Annotated in this window: 14 protein-coding genes; 3 read left to right on the forward strand and 11 right to left on the reverse strand. The window is 53.7% G+C overall.

The window, feature by feature from the left end; translation table 11 throughout:
• A partial coding sequence (locus tag BLR97_RS16590; protein ID WP_139172962.1) for an IS30 family transposase occupies positions 1-334 on the forward strand: 334 nt, incomplete at its 5' end.
• 2 nt (positions 335-336) lie between these two features.
• Here the strand turns inward: BLR97_RS16590 and dctP are convergent.
• Both dctP and kdgD read right to left on the reverse strand, forming a co-directional pair.
• The gene (gene dctP / locus BLR97_RS16595) at positions 337-711 is read right to left on the reverse strand and encodes a TRAP transporter substrate-binding protein DctP (protein WP_340147945.1); all 375 of its coding nucleotides are present in this window, start codon (positions 709-711) and stop codon (positions 337-339) included.
• 72 nt (positions 712-783) lie between these two features.
• A complete protein-coding gene (gene kdgD / locus BLR97_RS16600) occupies positions 784-1,707 on the reverse strand; it encodes a 5-dehydro-4-deoxyglucarate dehydratase (protein ID WP_089707642.1) in 924 nt (307 codons plus the stop codon).
• Between the two features lie 439 nt (positions 1,708-2,146).
• Between kdgD and BLR97_RS16610 the strand changes: the two genes are divergently transcribed.
• Positions 2,147-2,464 (forward strand): NIPSNAP family protein, encoded by a 318-nt coding sequence (locus tag BLR97_RS16610; RefSeq protein WP_089707644.1) that lies wholly within the window; start codon positions 2,147-2,149, stop codon positions 2,462-2,464.
• 5 nt (positions 2,465-2,469) lie between these two features.
• Here the strand turns inward: BLR97_RS16610 and BLR97_RS16615 are convergent, their stop codons facing one another.
• The 8 genes from BLR97_RS16615 to BLR97_RS16650 form a co-directional block, all read right to left on the reverse strand.
• On the reverse strand, positions 2,470-4,155 hold the full coding sequence (locus tag BLR97_RS16615; protein ID WP_089707645.1) for a thiamine pyrophosphate-binding protein: 1,686 nt from the start codon (positions 4,153-4,155) through the stop codon (positions 2,470-2,472).
• An 84-nt stretch (positions 4,156-4,239) separates the two neighbouring features.
• The gene (locus BLR97_RS16620) at positions 4,240-5,757 is read right to left on the reverse strand and encodes a tripartite tricarboxylate transporter permease (RefSeq protein WP_089707646.1); all 1,518 of its coding nucleotides are present in this window, start codon (positions 5,755-5,757) and stop codon (positions 4,240-4,242) included.
• Entirely contained in the window at positions 5,757-6,227 is a 471-nt protein-coding gene (locus BLR97_RS16625) for a tripartite tricarboxylate transporter TctB family protein (protein ID WP_089707647.1), read from the reverse strand. Before BLR97_RS16625 ends, BLR97_RS16620 begins: the two co-directional genes overlap by 1 nt.
• A gap of 69 nt (positions 6,228-6,296) precedes the next feature.
• Positions 6,297-7,280: a Bug family tripartite tricarboxylate transporter substrate binding protein gene (locus BLR97_RS16630; protein ID WP_089707648.1), complete on the reverse strand. Its 984-nt coding sequence runs from the start codon at positions 7,278-7,280 to the stop codon at positions 6,297-6,299.
• Between the two features lie 264 nt (positions 7,281-7,544).
• The gene (locus tag BLR97_RS16635; RefSeq protein WP_089707649.1) at positions 7,545-8,870 is read right to left on the reverse strand and encodes an enolase C-terminal domain-like protein; all 1,326 of its coding nucleotides are present in this window, start codon (positions 8,868-8,870) and stop codon (positions 7,545-7,547) included.
• A 206-nt stretch (positions 8,871-9,076) separates the two neighbouring features.
• A complete protein-coding gene (locus BLR97_RS16640) occupies positions 9,077-9,838 on the reverse strand; it encodes a metallophosphoesterase (RefSeq protein WP_089707650.1) in 762 nt (253 codons plus the stop codon).
• Between the two features lie 850 nt (positions 9,839-10,688).
• The gene (gene speG, locus BLR97_RS16645) at positions 10,689-11,240 is read right to left on the reverse strand and encodes a spermidine N1-acetyltransferase (RefSeq protein ID WP_089707651.1); all 552 of its coding nucleotides are present in this window, start codon (positions 11,238-11,240) and stop codon (positions 10,689-10,691) included.
• A 49-nt stretch (positions 11,241-11,289) separates the two neighbouring features.
• The gene (locus BLR97_RS16650) at positions 11,290-12,513 is read right to left on the reverse strand and encodes an NAD(P)/FAD-dependent oxidoreductase (protein ID WP_089707652.1); all 1,224 of its coding nucleotides are present in this window, start codon (positions 12,511-12,513) and stop codon (positions 11,290-11,292) included.
• Between the two features lie 114 nt (positions 12,514-12,627).
• Between BLR97_RS16650 and ltaE the strand changes: the two genes are divergently transcribed.
• Positions 12,628-13,635, forward strand: a complete 1,008-nt coding sequence (ltaE, locus tag BLR97_RS16655; RefSeq protein ID WP_089707653.1) for a low-specificity L-threonine aldolase — start codon at positions 12,628-12,630, stop codon at positions 13,633-13,635.
• A gap of 29 nt (positions 13,636-13,664) precedes the next feature.
• On the opposite strand, the gene BLR97_RS16660 is transcribed toward ltaE, so the two are convergent.
• The gene (locus BLR97_RS16660; protein WP_089707654.1) at positions 13,665-14,279 is read right to left on the reverse strand and encodes a LysE/ArgO family amino acid transporter; all 615 of its coding nucleotides are present in this window, start codon (positions 14,277-14,279) and stop codon (positions 13,665-13,667) included.
• Between the last annotated feature and the right edge of the window lie 59 nt (positions 14,280-14,338).

The following is a 14,338-nucleotide window of genomic DNA, read 5'->3' on the forward strand; positions in this document are numbered from 1 at the left end:
ACGCCGAGGCGCAGTGCAGACCATCACCTTGGATAACGGTTCGGAATTCGCTGAGCACCGACAGGTTGCCAAGGCCGTCTCGGCCAAGACCTATTTTTGTGACCCGTACCGCTCATGCCAGCGTGGTACCAATGAAAATACCAACGGCCTGATTCGCCAGTATTTCCCGAAAGGAACGGACTTCCGAAAGGTGAGCGACTCAGCACTGAGGAGAGTCGTTGCCAAGCTGAACAATCGCCCCAGAAAACGCTTGGGGTATCGGACACCGGCACAAGTGTTCCTGGGAGAGTATTCAGGGGCGCTAAAAACCGCAGGTGCTGCGCTTAATGTTTGAATTCAGGACAAAAAGGGTAACGAGAACACGTTGGTTTCCGGAACGATGGGGCCCATCGGTCCCATATTGAAGTTGGCAAAGTCCAGCGCGCCGTTGCGGGTCTGCTCAATGGCATCCGACTGATCGCCCAGCACGGCATTGTTATAAACGCGAGGGGTCACACGGCCATCCGTTTGTTCCGCTACGGCGTCGGCAAACTCCTCCAGCGCTACCGTATTGGGGTAACCGTCCGGGTGAATATTCCAGCCACGCCAATCCTCTGCTTGTGCAGGCAGTGCAAAGGCCATCAGAGCCATAACACTGACAGTGGGTGCTAGTGTTTTCAAAGAGCTGGTTTTCATTGGGCTGGCGCTTATGCAGTTATTGTTGGTGTGCATGTCTAACATCCTCTTATTGTTGGTCGTTACTTACTCATTGCTCTTTATAGAGTCAATAATGAGCTGGAAAACTTATGATGAGTGCTTTTTTGCTACATCAATAAGGCCTTCAAGCTGCTGGCACTCATCTTTGGTTGGCATAGTGAGCGGGGCGCGGACACTACCCGCAGGACGGCCAATAATCTCAGCGCCTGCTTTAATAAGGCTAACGGCATAGCCTGCTTTTCGATCCCTGATATCCACGAAAGGAATAAAAAAGTCATTGGTGATCTGTTTCACAACCTCTTTATTGCCTTTGCGCAACTCCTTGTAAAACGTCACGGCCATTTCCGGTACAAAGTTGAAAACGGCCGATGAGTAGGTATTCACGCCAATGGAGACATAGGCTTCAGCAAAAATTTCTGCCGTGGGCACGCCGCCGATATACACCAGCCGGTCACCGACGGTTTTGACGATTTTATTTAACGCTTGAATATCGCCTTTACCGTCTTTCAGCCCGACCAGATTAGGACAAAGATCGGCGAGTTGCTGAACAGAGGGGGCGGTCAAAATACCATTGCCGCGGTTGTAATAGATCACGTTGACTGACGTGGCATCGCAAATTTGGCGGGCATACTCCACCAAGCCATCCTGCGGGCACTCGGTTAGGTAAGGCGGCATCAACAGAATGCCATCAGCGCCCGCCTCTTCAGCGGCTTTGGCAAACGCCTTGCCCGTCTCAACGCTTAAGCCCGCGCTGGCGATCACCGGCAAGCGACCATCGATCACCTCGACCGCCACGCGGACAATCTCGCGATACTCGTCTAGCGACAGGCTAAAGAACTCCCCCGTCCCCCCCGCGACGAAGACCGCTGAAATTTCATGGCTGATGAACCACTCAAGCCGCTTGCGATAGCTCGCTTCATCAAAACGCCCCTGGCTATCGAAGTCCGTGATCGGGAACGATAGCAGGCCATCGCCGATAGCATTGGTTACTGCTTGTCTGGAAAACGTCACTTTGCGCCCTCTTTGCGAATGTGTTGACCCCTGAATGAGCAGGCATTGTCGGCCAGCCAACATCTAATGTAATACATCATACAACTAGGAAGATAAGTATTGCCTTGGCATGGCGCAAGCAGAACTAGTGAAATTTAAACCAAAGTAGCAGTCGTATGCTGGCGAAATAAGTTCATCACCTGCTAGCCATTAAAACCTTCTTGGCCCCACGGAACCCTTCAAGCTCGGTGTGCAAATTTGGGTTGCCATTATGTATGATGTCATACAACATGCTATATATTACTGAGGTCTCTCTCAAGGCAATCCCATTGATCAAGCTTGCCTCATTGGCTAAGCCTTCTGCCCTATGACGAAACCCGATACTGCCTTGTTTACTAACAGCGTCATTGAACCGCCAGCCTAGTCCCTGCAACTGAAAAACCACCAAAGGAGCATCACCATGCTTTATGACCACCGTACTTACACTTGCATCCCCGGCACGTTGAAGAAGCAGATGGCGCTCTACCAAGAGCACGGCTGGCCGATTCAAACACGCCATTTAGGTGAGCCACTCCTTTATGGTCCCGTCGAAACCGGCAATGTGAACTCGTATGTGCATATCTGGGTGTTCAAAGACGCCGCTGACCGCAGCCAGCGGCGCGCCGCCATGCAGAACGACCCGGACTGGGCCGCCTATCTCAAGAAAAGCGCCGAGGCGGGTTATCTAATCAGCCAGGAGAACAAGATTATCGTTCCCGCTCCCTTCTTTAAGGATTGATCTCTTCATGAACTGGCTTTCGCTGAACGCAGTGCCGTGACGGTGGTGCGTGTCGAAATCCGCTCGGGGTCGGTCACGAGTTCAATCACGGCAGGGCGACCCGACGCCATAGCCCGCTCCAGAGCGGGCTTGAAACTGCCCGTATCGCTGACGCGCTCAAAATGCGCACCAAGCCCTGCTGCCAACTGGCCGAAATCCGGATTCATTAGATCGGTTCCCGAGACGCGGTTGGGGTGTTCACGCTCCTGGTGCATGCGAATCGTGCCGTAAGTACCATTATTGAACAGCAACACGATGGGCCGCCCGCCATGTTGTACGGCGGTCGCGATCTCGACACCGCTCATCATAAAGCCGCCATCGCCAACAAACGCCAGCACACACTTATCGGGCTCACGTAAAGAAGCCGCCACGGCGGCAGGTACCGAGTACCCCATCGCACCGCAGGTTGAACCAATGATCCTGCCAGGGCGCTGGTAAGCCAGAAAGCGCTGCGCCCACCCGGTATGATTTCCGGCGTCCAGGGTAACAACACAATCTTTCGGCAAGCTATCGCGCAACGCATGCATCGCCGCGCCCATATCGAGTGGGTAATCGTGCTGCGGGGGCAGAATATCGGCCAGGTACTCGTCGCGAAGCGTTTTACACCACTCACTCCAGCGGCTGCGCTGCGCCCAATCGCGGGGTGCTAACGCTTCGGCCAGTTTATCAGGGGCCGAAACAACGCCCAGCGCTGGACTAAACACACGGCCTATTTCATCGGGGTCGATATGCACATGTATCAGTGTCTGGTTGGGGTTTGGGGACGTCAGCGTGGTGTAGGTGCGGGTGGTCATCTCACCTAGCCGGGCACCGACAACGAATAGCAGATCGGCCTCGGCAAGACGTTTAATCAGTGACGGCACCACGGCGGTACCGAAATCACCGACATAAGATGAGGAGGCGTTGTCCAGAATATCCTGACGTCGAAATGAACAGGCTACCGGAATGCCATTGGTTTCAGCGAAGGTACGTATCTGCGCACAGGCGTCATCCGTCCAGCCTGAACCCCCTATCAGCATCATTGGTCGCTCGGCACGTGTCACAAGGGCAGCGATTTTCTCGACTTCTTCAACTGCGACGCCCGGCCGCGACGGCGTATAGGGCGGCGCATCATCGACTTCTACGATATCGGTCAGCATATCCTCTGGAAGCGCGAGCACCACGGGGCCAGGACGGCCTGAGGTCGCGACCCGAAAGGCGCGCGCCATGTATTCGGGAATTCGGCGAGCATCGTCGATCTGTGTGACCCATTTAGCCACACCGCCGAACATGACCCGGTAGTCGATTTCCTGAAACGCTTCCCGATCCATAGAACCGCGGTCAATCTGGCCGACCAGCAGAATCATGGGCGTCGAATCCTGTTGGGCAATATGTACGCCGATAGCCGCATGGCAGGCGCCAGGGCCGCGTGTCACCAGGCAAATCCCAGGGCGACCCGTTAACTTGCCATAGGCCTCCGCCATGTTCGCCGCGCCGGCCTCATGACGCGCGTTGTAGAGGGTGAAATGCTCACGTTGATCGTAGAGGGCATCAAGCACTTCCAGGTAACTCTCCCCAGGCACGCAAAAGCCACTATCGGCGCCGTGTATAAGGAGTTGGTCAACCAGTACTTTTCCCCCGGTACGTGGTAAGGGGCGAGTTTTTGTTGTCATGTTGGCATCCTGATGGCAGAGAAGGACGCCCCCAGCCGCTCTGGAGGAGCAGTACTGAAGGCGATATCGACTGTTGCATGCAAGCTAGGGAATGGCGTCGAGCTTCGGTTTCTTGCGAAGAATCAGATAGGCGAACACCACGGTCAATACTAGGAAAGCCAGACTGTCCAGACTCGTCAGAAAGACGATCGGGTTACCGTCGTTGAACGACAAGGATCGTCGCAAATACTGCTCCAGGTCCGGCCCCAGGATGAAGCCCAGCAGCATAGCCACTACCGAGTAATTATGTTTACGCAGGAAGAAAGCCAGCACACCAAACATTAGTGCCAAATACATCTGGAAAATCGAGTAGGTTGCTACATAGCTTCCGACGAGCGCTACAACAGCAATAGCGCTGTAGAGCAGGCCGCGAGAAATCGAAACAATGCGAATAAAATACGGCCCGAACAGGAACAGCGTCAGCGGAACAAGTATCAAGGCGCTCACAAACAGCGAAGCAAACATGGGCGCGATAAGATCAGCCTGCTGTTCAATGAGACGCGGCCCTGGCTGTAATCCATTGATAACCAAAACGCCAAGGACGATGGCAGTGGTTGGATCGCCCGGAATCCCGAACATCAGCATCGGCACGAAGGCACCGCCGCACATGGAGTTATTAGCCGACTCAGCCGCCGCAATGCCTTCACGGCTGCCATTGCCATACTCCTCGGGTTTCTTTGAACCGCGCTTAGCATCGGCATAGGACACGAAAGCGGCCATCGACCCACCCGCGCCGGGCAGAATGCCAATGGCATAGCCTATGAACGCGCTCTTAATATAGGTGAAGAACCCCACCTCACGGATTTCGGACCAGGGCGGAATAAAATCACGCCGACGAATTTTTAAGTCCTTCGCCCGCTTCAGAGTGCCCTCCAGAGATAGGTTCCAATTCTGCGCCTGCACCAGCAGCTCGCTCACCGCAAACGCACCGATCACCACCGGCATTAAGCCAATACCTTCGACCAGTAGTTCGGTGCCGAACTCGAAGCGTGGAATCGGCTGGAGGACATCGATCCCCACAGTGGCCAGCATGATACCCAGCGTAGTGGCGACAATCCCCTTGGCGATGGCCCCCTTGTCGACAAGGATGATCACCACCAGTGCGAAAAGAACCAGTGAGAACTTCCCTGGGGTACGGATCAACAGTGCGAGTTCACCCGCAATCGGCATGAACGCCATGAGCAATATCGCGCCGATCGAACCACCGATCATCGAACCCAGCGCCGCGTGGCCTAGCGCATTGGCGCCCTGCCCTTTTAACATCAAGGCGTTGCCTTCCACGGCGGTCATCATTGAGGAGGGCGCACCGGGAATATTGATGGTCGTGGCCGTTATGCTTCCGGAATACATTCCCGCCATAAAAATAGAAGCACACATGACCAACGCTGGAACCACATCGATCGTATAGGTAATGGGTAGCAGCAGCGCAATAGCCAACACTGACGTAAGACCAGGCATCGCCCCAAAAAATGTACCGATCAAGAAGCCGGCAATCATGAAGCCAAGTACTTCCCAGCTTAGCAATGCTTCAAAACCACCCAGGAAACTGACAAATGTCTCCATCAAAATCCTCCCAACAGGGGTGGCAGCCGCACCCCGAAGATACCGGCAAACAACCCATAAAAGAGAGCGGTTACTGCGATGGCATACAGCACAAAGAAAACGGGGCGCTTTCTCTCAAAATCAAAGATAAGAAACAGCGCCACTACAAAACCCAGCGTGGCAGGCACGTAACCCAGGGGGCGAAATGCGGCGATATAAATGCCCGTTGCCACCACAATTAATAATGGCCTCAGGAGAGAACCGCCTGTGGGAGCTTCTGCATCTTTACGCCACTCACCTACCATCACAACGAGCAGCGCCGCATACATAATGAACGCCATAAGAATGGGCATGAAACGCGGCCCGACTATGGTGTCGCCACCAAACTGCGATCGTATGCTTACCGCTTCTGCCAGATAGATTGTCGTCAATATCAGCAAGAAAGCTGGAAAAAGCACTCCCGACCGTCTGAATCGCTCGACGTTATTCATTGACTCAGAACCTTTTAATTGGGCTAGTCGCGGCACCGGCTACCGATGCCACGCGCTACAAACTGCTAATTACTTGGACATAACGCCCGCTTCGACCAGCGCATCCATTTCGCTAAATAGCGACTCAGCCGTTTGCTCAGCCCAGGGAGTCACTTCATCGGTGCCCAACCAGTTAGGCGTCACCCCGACATTGGCCACCCACTCTTGAAACTCATCGCTGTCGTACGCCGTTTTGTAAGCGTTTTCTAACGTCGCGATGGCCTCTTCCGGAGTGTCTGCTGGTGCTGCGAAAACGATGAAGCTACCGATCTGAAGATCGATCCCCTCATCAGCCGTGGTGGGCACATCGGGATAGGTAGGATTCTGCGTATCCGAAAACTCGACGAGGCCTCGCACGGTGCCGTCGTCTAGGAGATTGGAAAAATCGCCCAGGCTGGTGAGAGCAACATCGACCTCATCGGACAGGATGGCTTCTTTCTGAGGGGCAGCGCCGCCAGGATAAGAGATGATTCTGAACTCCGTATCGGTCAACTCTTGAAACTGCAGGATCGCTAGATGGATACGCCCGCCCAGATTCTGAATGGCAATGCGAACCTCACCGGGATCTGCCTTAGCCGCCTCGATCAGGTCATGGATCGATTGATAGTCGGAATCGGCGTCAACGACGATGGCATCGGGCTCACTCGTCACCCGCGCAATCAGTTTTAACTTATCAACATCGTAACTCGGCAGCATTCCTTGCCAAGGCACGGTCACTAAGCTGTCGTAGGTCAACGCACCGATGGTATAGCCGTCAGCACGGGAGCTCATGAGCTGGCCAATACCGGTGGCGCTAACGCCACCCTCGATATTTTCTGCATACATGGAAACATCGAGGCTATCTTCTGCAATGGTGGTCAGCTTACGTACGATACCATCGGTTCCACCACCGGCTCCCCAAGGCACAATCACGCGGATGTCGCGCTCAGGGTAGTCAGCGAGCGCCGCTGCAGATATCGAGGATAAAGCGACGGCGCCGGCTAGTGTCAGCATGGCTTTGTTGTTTTTGTACATTGTGTCTACTCCTTTGTGCATATACTGAGAAAAAGTCTTTACATGCGTTTTAAAGCAATACTCAACGCCCTTGATCAAAACCGATCGACAGACTATTGCTTACGTCTCATGTAATACATCATACAACCTAGAACTTAGTGTGTTCCTGGAGGTACTACAATAGAGAGATGTCAAAACTAGACCAAAGTCGAGCGTTGGCTCACTTGGCCTATCTCTCCTTGGGTGATGATGCTGGCTTGGCCCTTAAAGAAATTTGCTAACATTCTAACGAACGAGAGCCGGCCGCTTCGGATCGAACTCCCATCCAGGAATCAGAAACTGCATGGCCATGGCATCATTTCGCTGCGCGGTATCCAGCGACTTATAAAGAGCGTGCGCCTCCATAAGCTTCTCTTCGTCAAGTTCAACGCCTAACCCTGGCGTGGTGGGGACCTTCAGCTTGCCATCACGGATGAGCAAGGGGTCTTTAGTAATACGTTGGCCATCTTGCCAGATCCAGTGAGTATCAATCGCGGTAATCTCGCCCGGGCAAGCGGCGGCTACATGGGTCATCATGGCGAGCGAAATATCAAAGTGATTATTGCTGTGAGAACCCCAGGTCATGCCCCACTCGTTGCAAAGCTCACCGACTTTTACCGCACCCTGCATGGTCCAGAAATGACAGTCCGCTAACGGTATATCAACCGAATTAAGCTGAACGGCGTACTGCAACTGTTTAAAGTCTGTCGCAATCATATTGGTAGCCGTCGGCAGACCGGTGCGTTTTTTAAACTCGGCCATGGTCTCGCGCCCGGAGTAGCTCTCTTCCTGGCCACAGGGGTCTTCGGCGTAGCTCAGCAGGTGCTTGATCGGCTCCAGTACTCGCACCGCTTCATCAAGCGTCCAGGCACCGTTGGGGTCAAGCGTCAATCGAGCATCAGGGAAGGCTTCATGGAGTGCTCGAATGCAATCGGCCTCCTCTTCACCCCGCAATACACCGCCTTTTAACTTGAAGTCTTTAAACCCATAACGCTCATAGGCGGCTTTGGCTAAATTAGCTACGGCTTCGGGCGTCAGGGCTTCTTGGTAGCGTATTTCGTCCCAGGTATCTTGAGGGTTCTGCGCTGTGGGATACGGCAAGTCTGTCTTGCCAGGGTCACCTAGTAAAAACAGGTAACCCAATGCCTCGACTTCATCCCGTTGCCTTCCATATTGGCCGAGCAGATCAGCCACCGGCATGTTTAGCGCCTGGCCAAAGAGATCTAATAGCGCCGATTCAATCCCCGTAATCACATGTACCGCGACGCGCAAATCAAACGTCTGACGGCCCCGCTCTTCGCGTCCGTTCTGCGCTAATTGAAGGCGAACCTGATTGAGGGTGTGCTTGATATGATTGATCTGCGAGCCTTCTACCAGCGCGCGACACTGCTCCAATCCCTTAAGAATCCCGCCACTGGAAGGAATCTCACCAACGCCCTGGTTACCCGCGTCATCTTCAAGGATGACCACGCAGCGGATAAACCAAGGGGCATGGCCGCCGCTAAGGTTAAGCAAAAAACCGTCGTAGCCCGCCACGGGAACGACACGCATGGTTTTGATCTTCGGGAACATATGACACATACCTTTTTTATTATCGATTCCAATAAAAAATTGGGGGAGTTTTTGCAAAAGTAATACATCATACAAAAATACGTATCGTGCCAATTTGGCACAAGCATAGCTATCGAAATTCAAACCAAAGTAGCAGCCCCTCAAGGGATCAAAAAGATAACCACAGATAAGCTGACAACAACCATAATCTATTGAAATAGATCATTTTATATGTCTATTACCCAATCAGCCTTGAACAGCGCAGGAGTAAACTCCTCAGGATACCCTCCGGGGTTCGCTACAATGCGCGTACCGTCACGCAGCATATCCACGGGCTCATGAACATGCCCATGTACCCACAAATCCATCTTGCCCATCAACTGCGGAAGGTGAGAAGCAAACGCGGGAGATAACGTGTCCCCCAAGTATTGGTCAGGAACGCAGTCGTGCAATGGAGCATGATGGCTAACCACCACCTTAGGGCCGTCAAACGGCTGGTCTAGCTCGCGCTCAAGCCATGCTAACGCTTCAGTATGCAACTGTCGGCTCGCCAGCGGTGTGAACTTTACGCCGGGCGAGGATTGGACGATTTTAAAATCGGGCATATAGCGTTTCGCTTTGGCTTCTGTTTCTTCCGGGTTGCGAGTCGGGTCACCGGCATAAAGCGCGAAATCGGTCCACAGAGTGGAGCCATAAAAGCGCACCCCATTTAGCGTTACAGCACGGTTATCCAGCAGCTCAATACCCAGCCGCTCGGCTTCAAGTGCCAGCTCTTCGCGAAGTAGTGGCATGCACGTACCGTAGAATTCATGGTTGCCGGGTACATAGATAATCGGCGTATCCGGGAAGCGGTTGCGGGCCCAGGCCAAACCTTCGCACTTACGGTGAATATCACCCGCCAGAATCGCTGCATCGGCATCCACGTCTGGCAAGACCCTATCGCCGTCAAAAAACTCCAAATGTAGATCCGATATAATTCGCAGGCGCATTCGCTATCTCCATGCTGACGATTAATGTTCAATTTGAATAGTAAACTGCTGAATCAAATGAACCACTTGCGCCTCGTCTTTGCAATTCGGCACGTGGCGAACGTTGGCCAGAATTTCGCAGTGAGTAAGGGCCACTAAGCGGTCATAACATGCCCAGCACACGCTCCCCTACCCTCCGATGCATACGTATAGCGGGCCTGACAACCTTTTATTGCTGCACTGCAGCAATAAGCTGCTATACTCATGGCGTAGTCCCAATAGGAGGGCCACGCAGATGTCTTCATCCAATGTATGCTCAACACCAGATAACGAAGTGCTCCGCTTTTGGGCACAACACGCCTACTGGCAGCGTGCCGCCAGTGACGCATTCGCGGATTACTGCGAGTCACTGAAAAATTCTTTATCGCGTTAGACGAAAAACAAACAACGAAGCCGAGCCATCGCTCGGCTTTTTCATTTTATGAAATGCTATTCCATTCAATAAGCTAAGTAATATTGGCTCGATTTGTAAGCATATGCTTACAAAGATAAGCTAAAAGACTACGTCTTAAACACTAGATAGATGAGCAGAAACCCCCTATATTCGTTTCTGTGCTAACTATGTTGCTTCGCAACATGGTGGGTTATTTCCCCCACATCCCTACGTTCCACCCATACAGGAGTTAACGCCATGCCGTTATCATTCAGCCAGGGACGCGGAGCCGACGTTGACGTACTCAACGTGTGGGCCACACGCGCCGAGAAACAACGCGCTGCATTTGATGCCATTGCGGCCTACCTTCGCTAGCGCCCATAAACAGTGCCGCAAACGCCTCTTTTGAGGCGTTTTTTATCGCCTTATCCAGCTCTTTTATAGCCCCGCGAGTTCCGAGTGTTCGATGTCGGCCAACGTCGCCAGAAAGTGATCCTGCAGGATATACATTCGCTTCACATCGCGGTAACGGCCATTGATAAAAAACTCCTGCACCAGATGCCCCTCCTCCACAAAGCCGCTTTGTTGATACAAATGAATGGCTTTGACGTTTTCTACCGCAACGATCAAAAACACCTTGTGCAGGTTGAGAATGGTGAACGAGTAGTGCAGCGCCTGATAAATCAGCGTGCGCGCGAACCCTTTTCCCTGATAGCTCGGCGCGATGATGATTTGAAACTCCGCGCTGCGGTGGATGTAGTCAATCTCGATCAGCTCGACCAGGCCGACGGGGTTACCCAGGGACTCTTCGGCCACAAAGCGACGCTCAGCGTTATCGTGAATATGCTTGTTGTAAAGCTCTTCCAGCTCATCGAAAGATTCGTAGGGCTCCTCAAACCAGTACGACATAATGCTTTGATTATTATTGAGTTCATGCACAAAGCGCAGGTCATTGCGCTCCAGCGCTCGAAGGTGCAGCGTATCTTGCATGGTGGTCGTTCCCCGACAGATATGCATAACGGCAAGGTTGGTTGATTGCCTACTTGCTGCCAAGTGTAAGACGTTTGAAAGAAAACAGCTCGGTGAGAGGATGTGGCTTGCCCTCGATCAGCGCCCGGATCAGCTTGGCACCAATCATGCTATAGCTGATGCCGTTACCGCCATAGGCCATGGCAAAATGCACTCGCGGCCCCTGAGCGTCATGGGGGCCAAAAAACGGCAGGCCATCGTCGGTTTCAGCAAAGGTACCACCCCATGAAAACGTGGGATTAATCTCGAGTTTAGGCCATAGCGCCTCTATCTTGCGTGCTAGCCCTTCGACTTTCTCCTCTACCCGGGCATCGCGGCGTTTGGGAATATCTTCGTCGTCATCATCACCACCCACAAGAAGTCGCCCATCTCGCGTGGTGCGCATATAAAGGTAGGGGCGCGTTGACTCCCACACCATGGTGCTGCGTAACTTACCTAGCGCTTCTGGTGGTAGCGGGTCAGTAATAAACGCATAGCTACTGCGGTTAAACGCCACCGATTCGGGCAACCAGGTTTGCGATTCATACCCTGCGGCCATCACCACATACTGGCAACGCAGCTTGGCACCATTGGCCAGCGTGAGCGTGACACCCTTGTCATCCGGCGCCATCGTCTCCATTTGCGAGCGGTCATACACCTCCCCGCCGAGTTCGACAACCCTGGAAAATAGCTGATAAGCCATACGGTAGGGATCAATACTGGCGGCTAACTGAGTAAGAATAGCGCCGGGTGCTACAAAGCCGTACTCGTCCAAAACAGCTTCACTTTCAAGCCATTCGGCATCAAAACCGTGCTTTTGGCGCAGGGCCAACTCCTCCTTGAGTGACGCGACATCCTCTTCGTTACTAGCATAATAAAGGCTTAGTTGACGCTCAAAATCCACATCGCCCATGCCGGCGGCCAAGGTTTCAAGCTCACCGATGGCCTCGGCACAGGCGCGATAGGCGAGTACTGCATCAGCCTCTCCGTAGCGCTCGGCTAACTCTGTCATGTGGGTGTCAATTTCGTACTGCAGCAAGGCCGTGCTGGCGGCTGAGCTTCCCCAGCCCACATCCCGACGTTCCAGCACTACTACATGGTGCCCATGGCGGCTCAATTCATAGGCGATGAGTGCGCCGGTAATACCGCCACCAATCACCACCACTTCGATTTGGTGATCACGCGTCAACTGCGGGAAGGTTTTCAATAGGCCATTTTTGACCGCCCAAAAGGGATAACCACTTTTCAGATCCATCTGTTTGCCTTTGCTTGAGAGACTTGCAGTATGCTGTTAACCATAGATGGTTCCCCAGAACTTGCTTGGGAAAACGCTTCCGAGTGATTGCCCCACACAATAAAGGAGATGCGCATGATTGATTTACGCAGTGATACGGTGACCCGTCCAACCTCTGCCATGAAAGACGCCATGATGGCCGCGCAGGTAGGCGATGATGTGTGGGGCGATGACCCAACGGTCAACGCATTTCAAGAAAATTTAGCCGAGCAAGCTGGCAAAGAGGCGGCACTGCTGTTTCCCAGCGGCACCCAAAGCAACTTAGTGGCACTAATGGCTCACTGCGAGCGCGGTGATGAGTACATTGTGGGGCAGTCAGCCCACACTTATCGCTATGAAGGTGGCGGTGCTGCTGTTCTGGGTAGCATCCAACCTCAGCCTATTGAGAACGCCGCCGATGGCACGCTGCCGCTGGAGAAAATCAGCGCGGCGATTAAAGCCGACGATTTTCACTTTGCACGCACCAAGCTGCTGGCGTTGGAAAACACCATTGGTGGCAAAGTGCTGCCCGCAGATTACGTTTTGAAAGCCACCGAACTGGCCCGGGAACGCGGCCTGGCCACGCACTTGGACGGGGCACGACTGTTTAACGCCGTCGTGGCGAGCGACATCCCGCTTAAACAGCTTTGCCTGCCGTTTGATAGCGTCTCGCTATGCTTTTCCAAGGGGCTTGGCACGCCCATCGGCTCGGCACTGGTGGGCTCGCAAGCATTGATCGACCGCGCTCGGCGCTGGCGTAAAGTGGTGGGTGGCGGCATGCGCCAGTCGGGCATTATCGCCGCCGCCTGTCAGCATGCTCTGGATCATCACGTGGCGGATCTGGCCGACGATCACCGTCGGGCGGCGCGCTTGGCAGAGGGTTTAGCAAAGCTGCCTGGCGTCGAGATTACCGCCCAGGCAACCAATATGGTGTTCGTTCGCTTTCCCGACGAACACGTAAAGCCCCTCTCTGCCTGGCTAAAAGAGCATGGCATATTGATTGAGTTGCTTTACGCCACGCGCTTCGTTGCCCATCGCGATGTTAATGACACGGATATCGACAAAGTCATCGCGGTGATGGAGGCCTACTTTAGCCGTCATTAAAAACCAGTCGCCATTAACCATTGAGCGGTTTAGCCAGGATAGGATGCCCCCAGGGCAAGATGGACAGCGATACCCGCCATCATCAAGCCAATCAGACCATCGATAATGCGCCATGCGATGGGTTTTGAAAGCCAGGGCGAAAGTGCGGCGCCGCCCCAGGCCAGCAGACTAAACCAGAGTATGGACGCGGTAGATGCCCCCGCCACAAAAACCCCGGCGCTCTCCTGCTGGGCGCCAATGGTGGGTATCAGTAGCAGCGTATCCAGATACACCTGGGGATTAAGCACGGTGACGGCAAGAGTGGCGAAAATCACTTTGGTTAAGCTGCGCGCTTTGCCTGCTTCGGCGCTCAACCCTTGCCGCCCACTAAAGGCTCTAAACAGCGCCTGAGCCGCCAGCCAGCTTAAAAACACTACACCCACCCAGCGCATGGCTTCCAGCGCGCTGGGCATCGTCAGCAGAAAAGCACTTACGCCAAACATGCCCGCGGTGAGCAGGATAATATCCGCGCTCATGCACAGCCCCGCCGACCACCAGTGATACTCACGACGAATCGCCAGCCCCAGGATGTAGGCATTCTGCGCCCCGATCGCCATGATAATTCCGCCGCACACTACCAGCCCGGTGATATAACTTTCCCACATTGCCCTGCCTCCGTTGCCGGAATTAGCGTTGCTCTTTGAAAACATCGCACTAAGGTAAC

The organism is Vreelandella arcis, from assembly GCF_900103865.1.
GTDB lineage: Bacteria > Pseudomonadota > Gammaproteobacteria > Pseudomonadales > Halomonadaceae > Vreelandella > Vreelandella arcis.

Bases quoted from the DNA above. Each gene is read 5' to 3' on its own strand.
- ltaE (WP_089707653.1), top strand. From the start codon at position 12,628: ATGATTGATTTACGCAGTGATACGGTGACCCGTCCAACCTCTGCCATG.
- BLR97_RS16660 (WP_089707654.1), bottom strand. From the start codon at position 14,279: ATGTGGGAAAGTTATATCACCGGGCTGGTAGTGTGCGGCGGAATTATC.
- dctP (WP_340147945.1), bottom strand. From the start codon at position 711: ATGCACACCAACAATAACTGCATAAGCGCCAGCCCAATGAAAACCAGC.
- BLR97_RS16640 (WP_089707650.1), bottom strand. From the start codon at position 9,838: ATGCGCCTGCGAATTATATCGGATCTACATTTGGAGTTTTTTGACGGC.
- BLR97_RS16625 (WP_089707647.1), bottom strand. From the start codon at position 6,227: ATGAATAACGTCGAGCGATTCAGACGGTCGGGAGTGCTTTTTCCAGCT.
- BLR97_RS16610 (WP_089707644.1), top strand. From the start codon at position 2,147: ATGCTTTATGACCACCGTACTTACACTTGCATCCCCGGCACGTTGAAG.
- BLR97_RS16615 (WP_089707645.1), bottom strand. From the start codon at position 4,155: ATGACAACAAAAACTCGCCCCTTACCACGTACCGGGGGAAAAGTACTG.
- BLR97_RS16635 (WP_089707649.1), bottom strand. From the start codon at position 8,870: ATGTTCCCGAAGATCAAAACCATGCGTGTCGTTCCCGTGGCGGGCTAC.
- BLR97_RS16650 (WP_089707652.1), bottom strand. From the start codon at position 12,513: ATGGATCTGAAAAGTGGTTATCCCTTTTGGGCGGTCAAAAATGGCCTA.
- speG (WP_089707651.1), bottom strand. From the start codon at position 11,240: ATGCAAGATACGCTGCACCTTCGAGCGCTGGAGCGCAATGACCTGCGC.
- BLR97_RS16630 (WP_089707648.1), bottom strand. From the start codon at position 7,280: ATGTACAAAAACAACAAAGCCATGCTGACACTAGCCGGCGCCGTCGCT.
- BLR97_RS16620 (WP_089707646.1), bottom strand. From the start codon at position 5,757: ATGGAGACATTTGTCAGTTTCCTGGGTGGTTTTGAAGCATTGCTAAGC.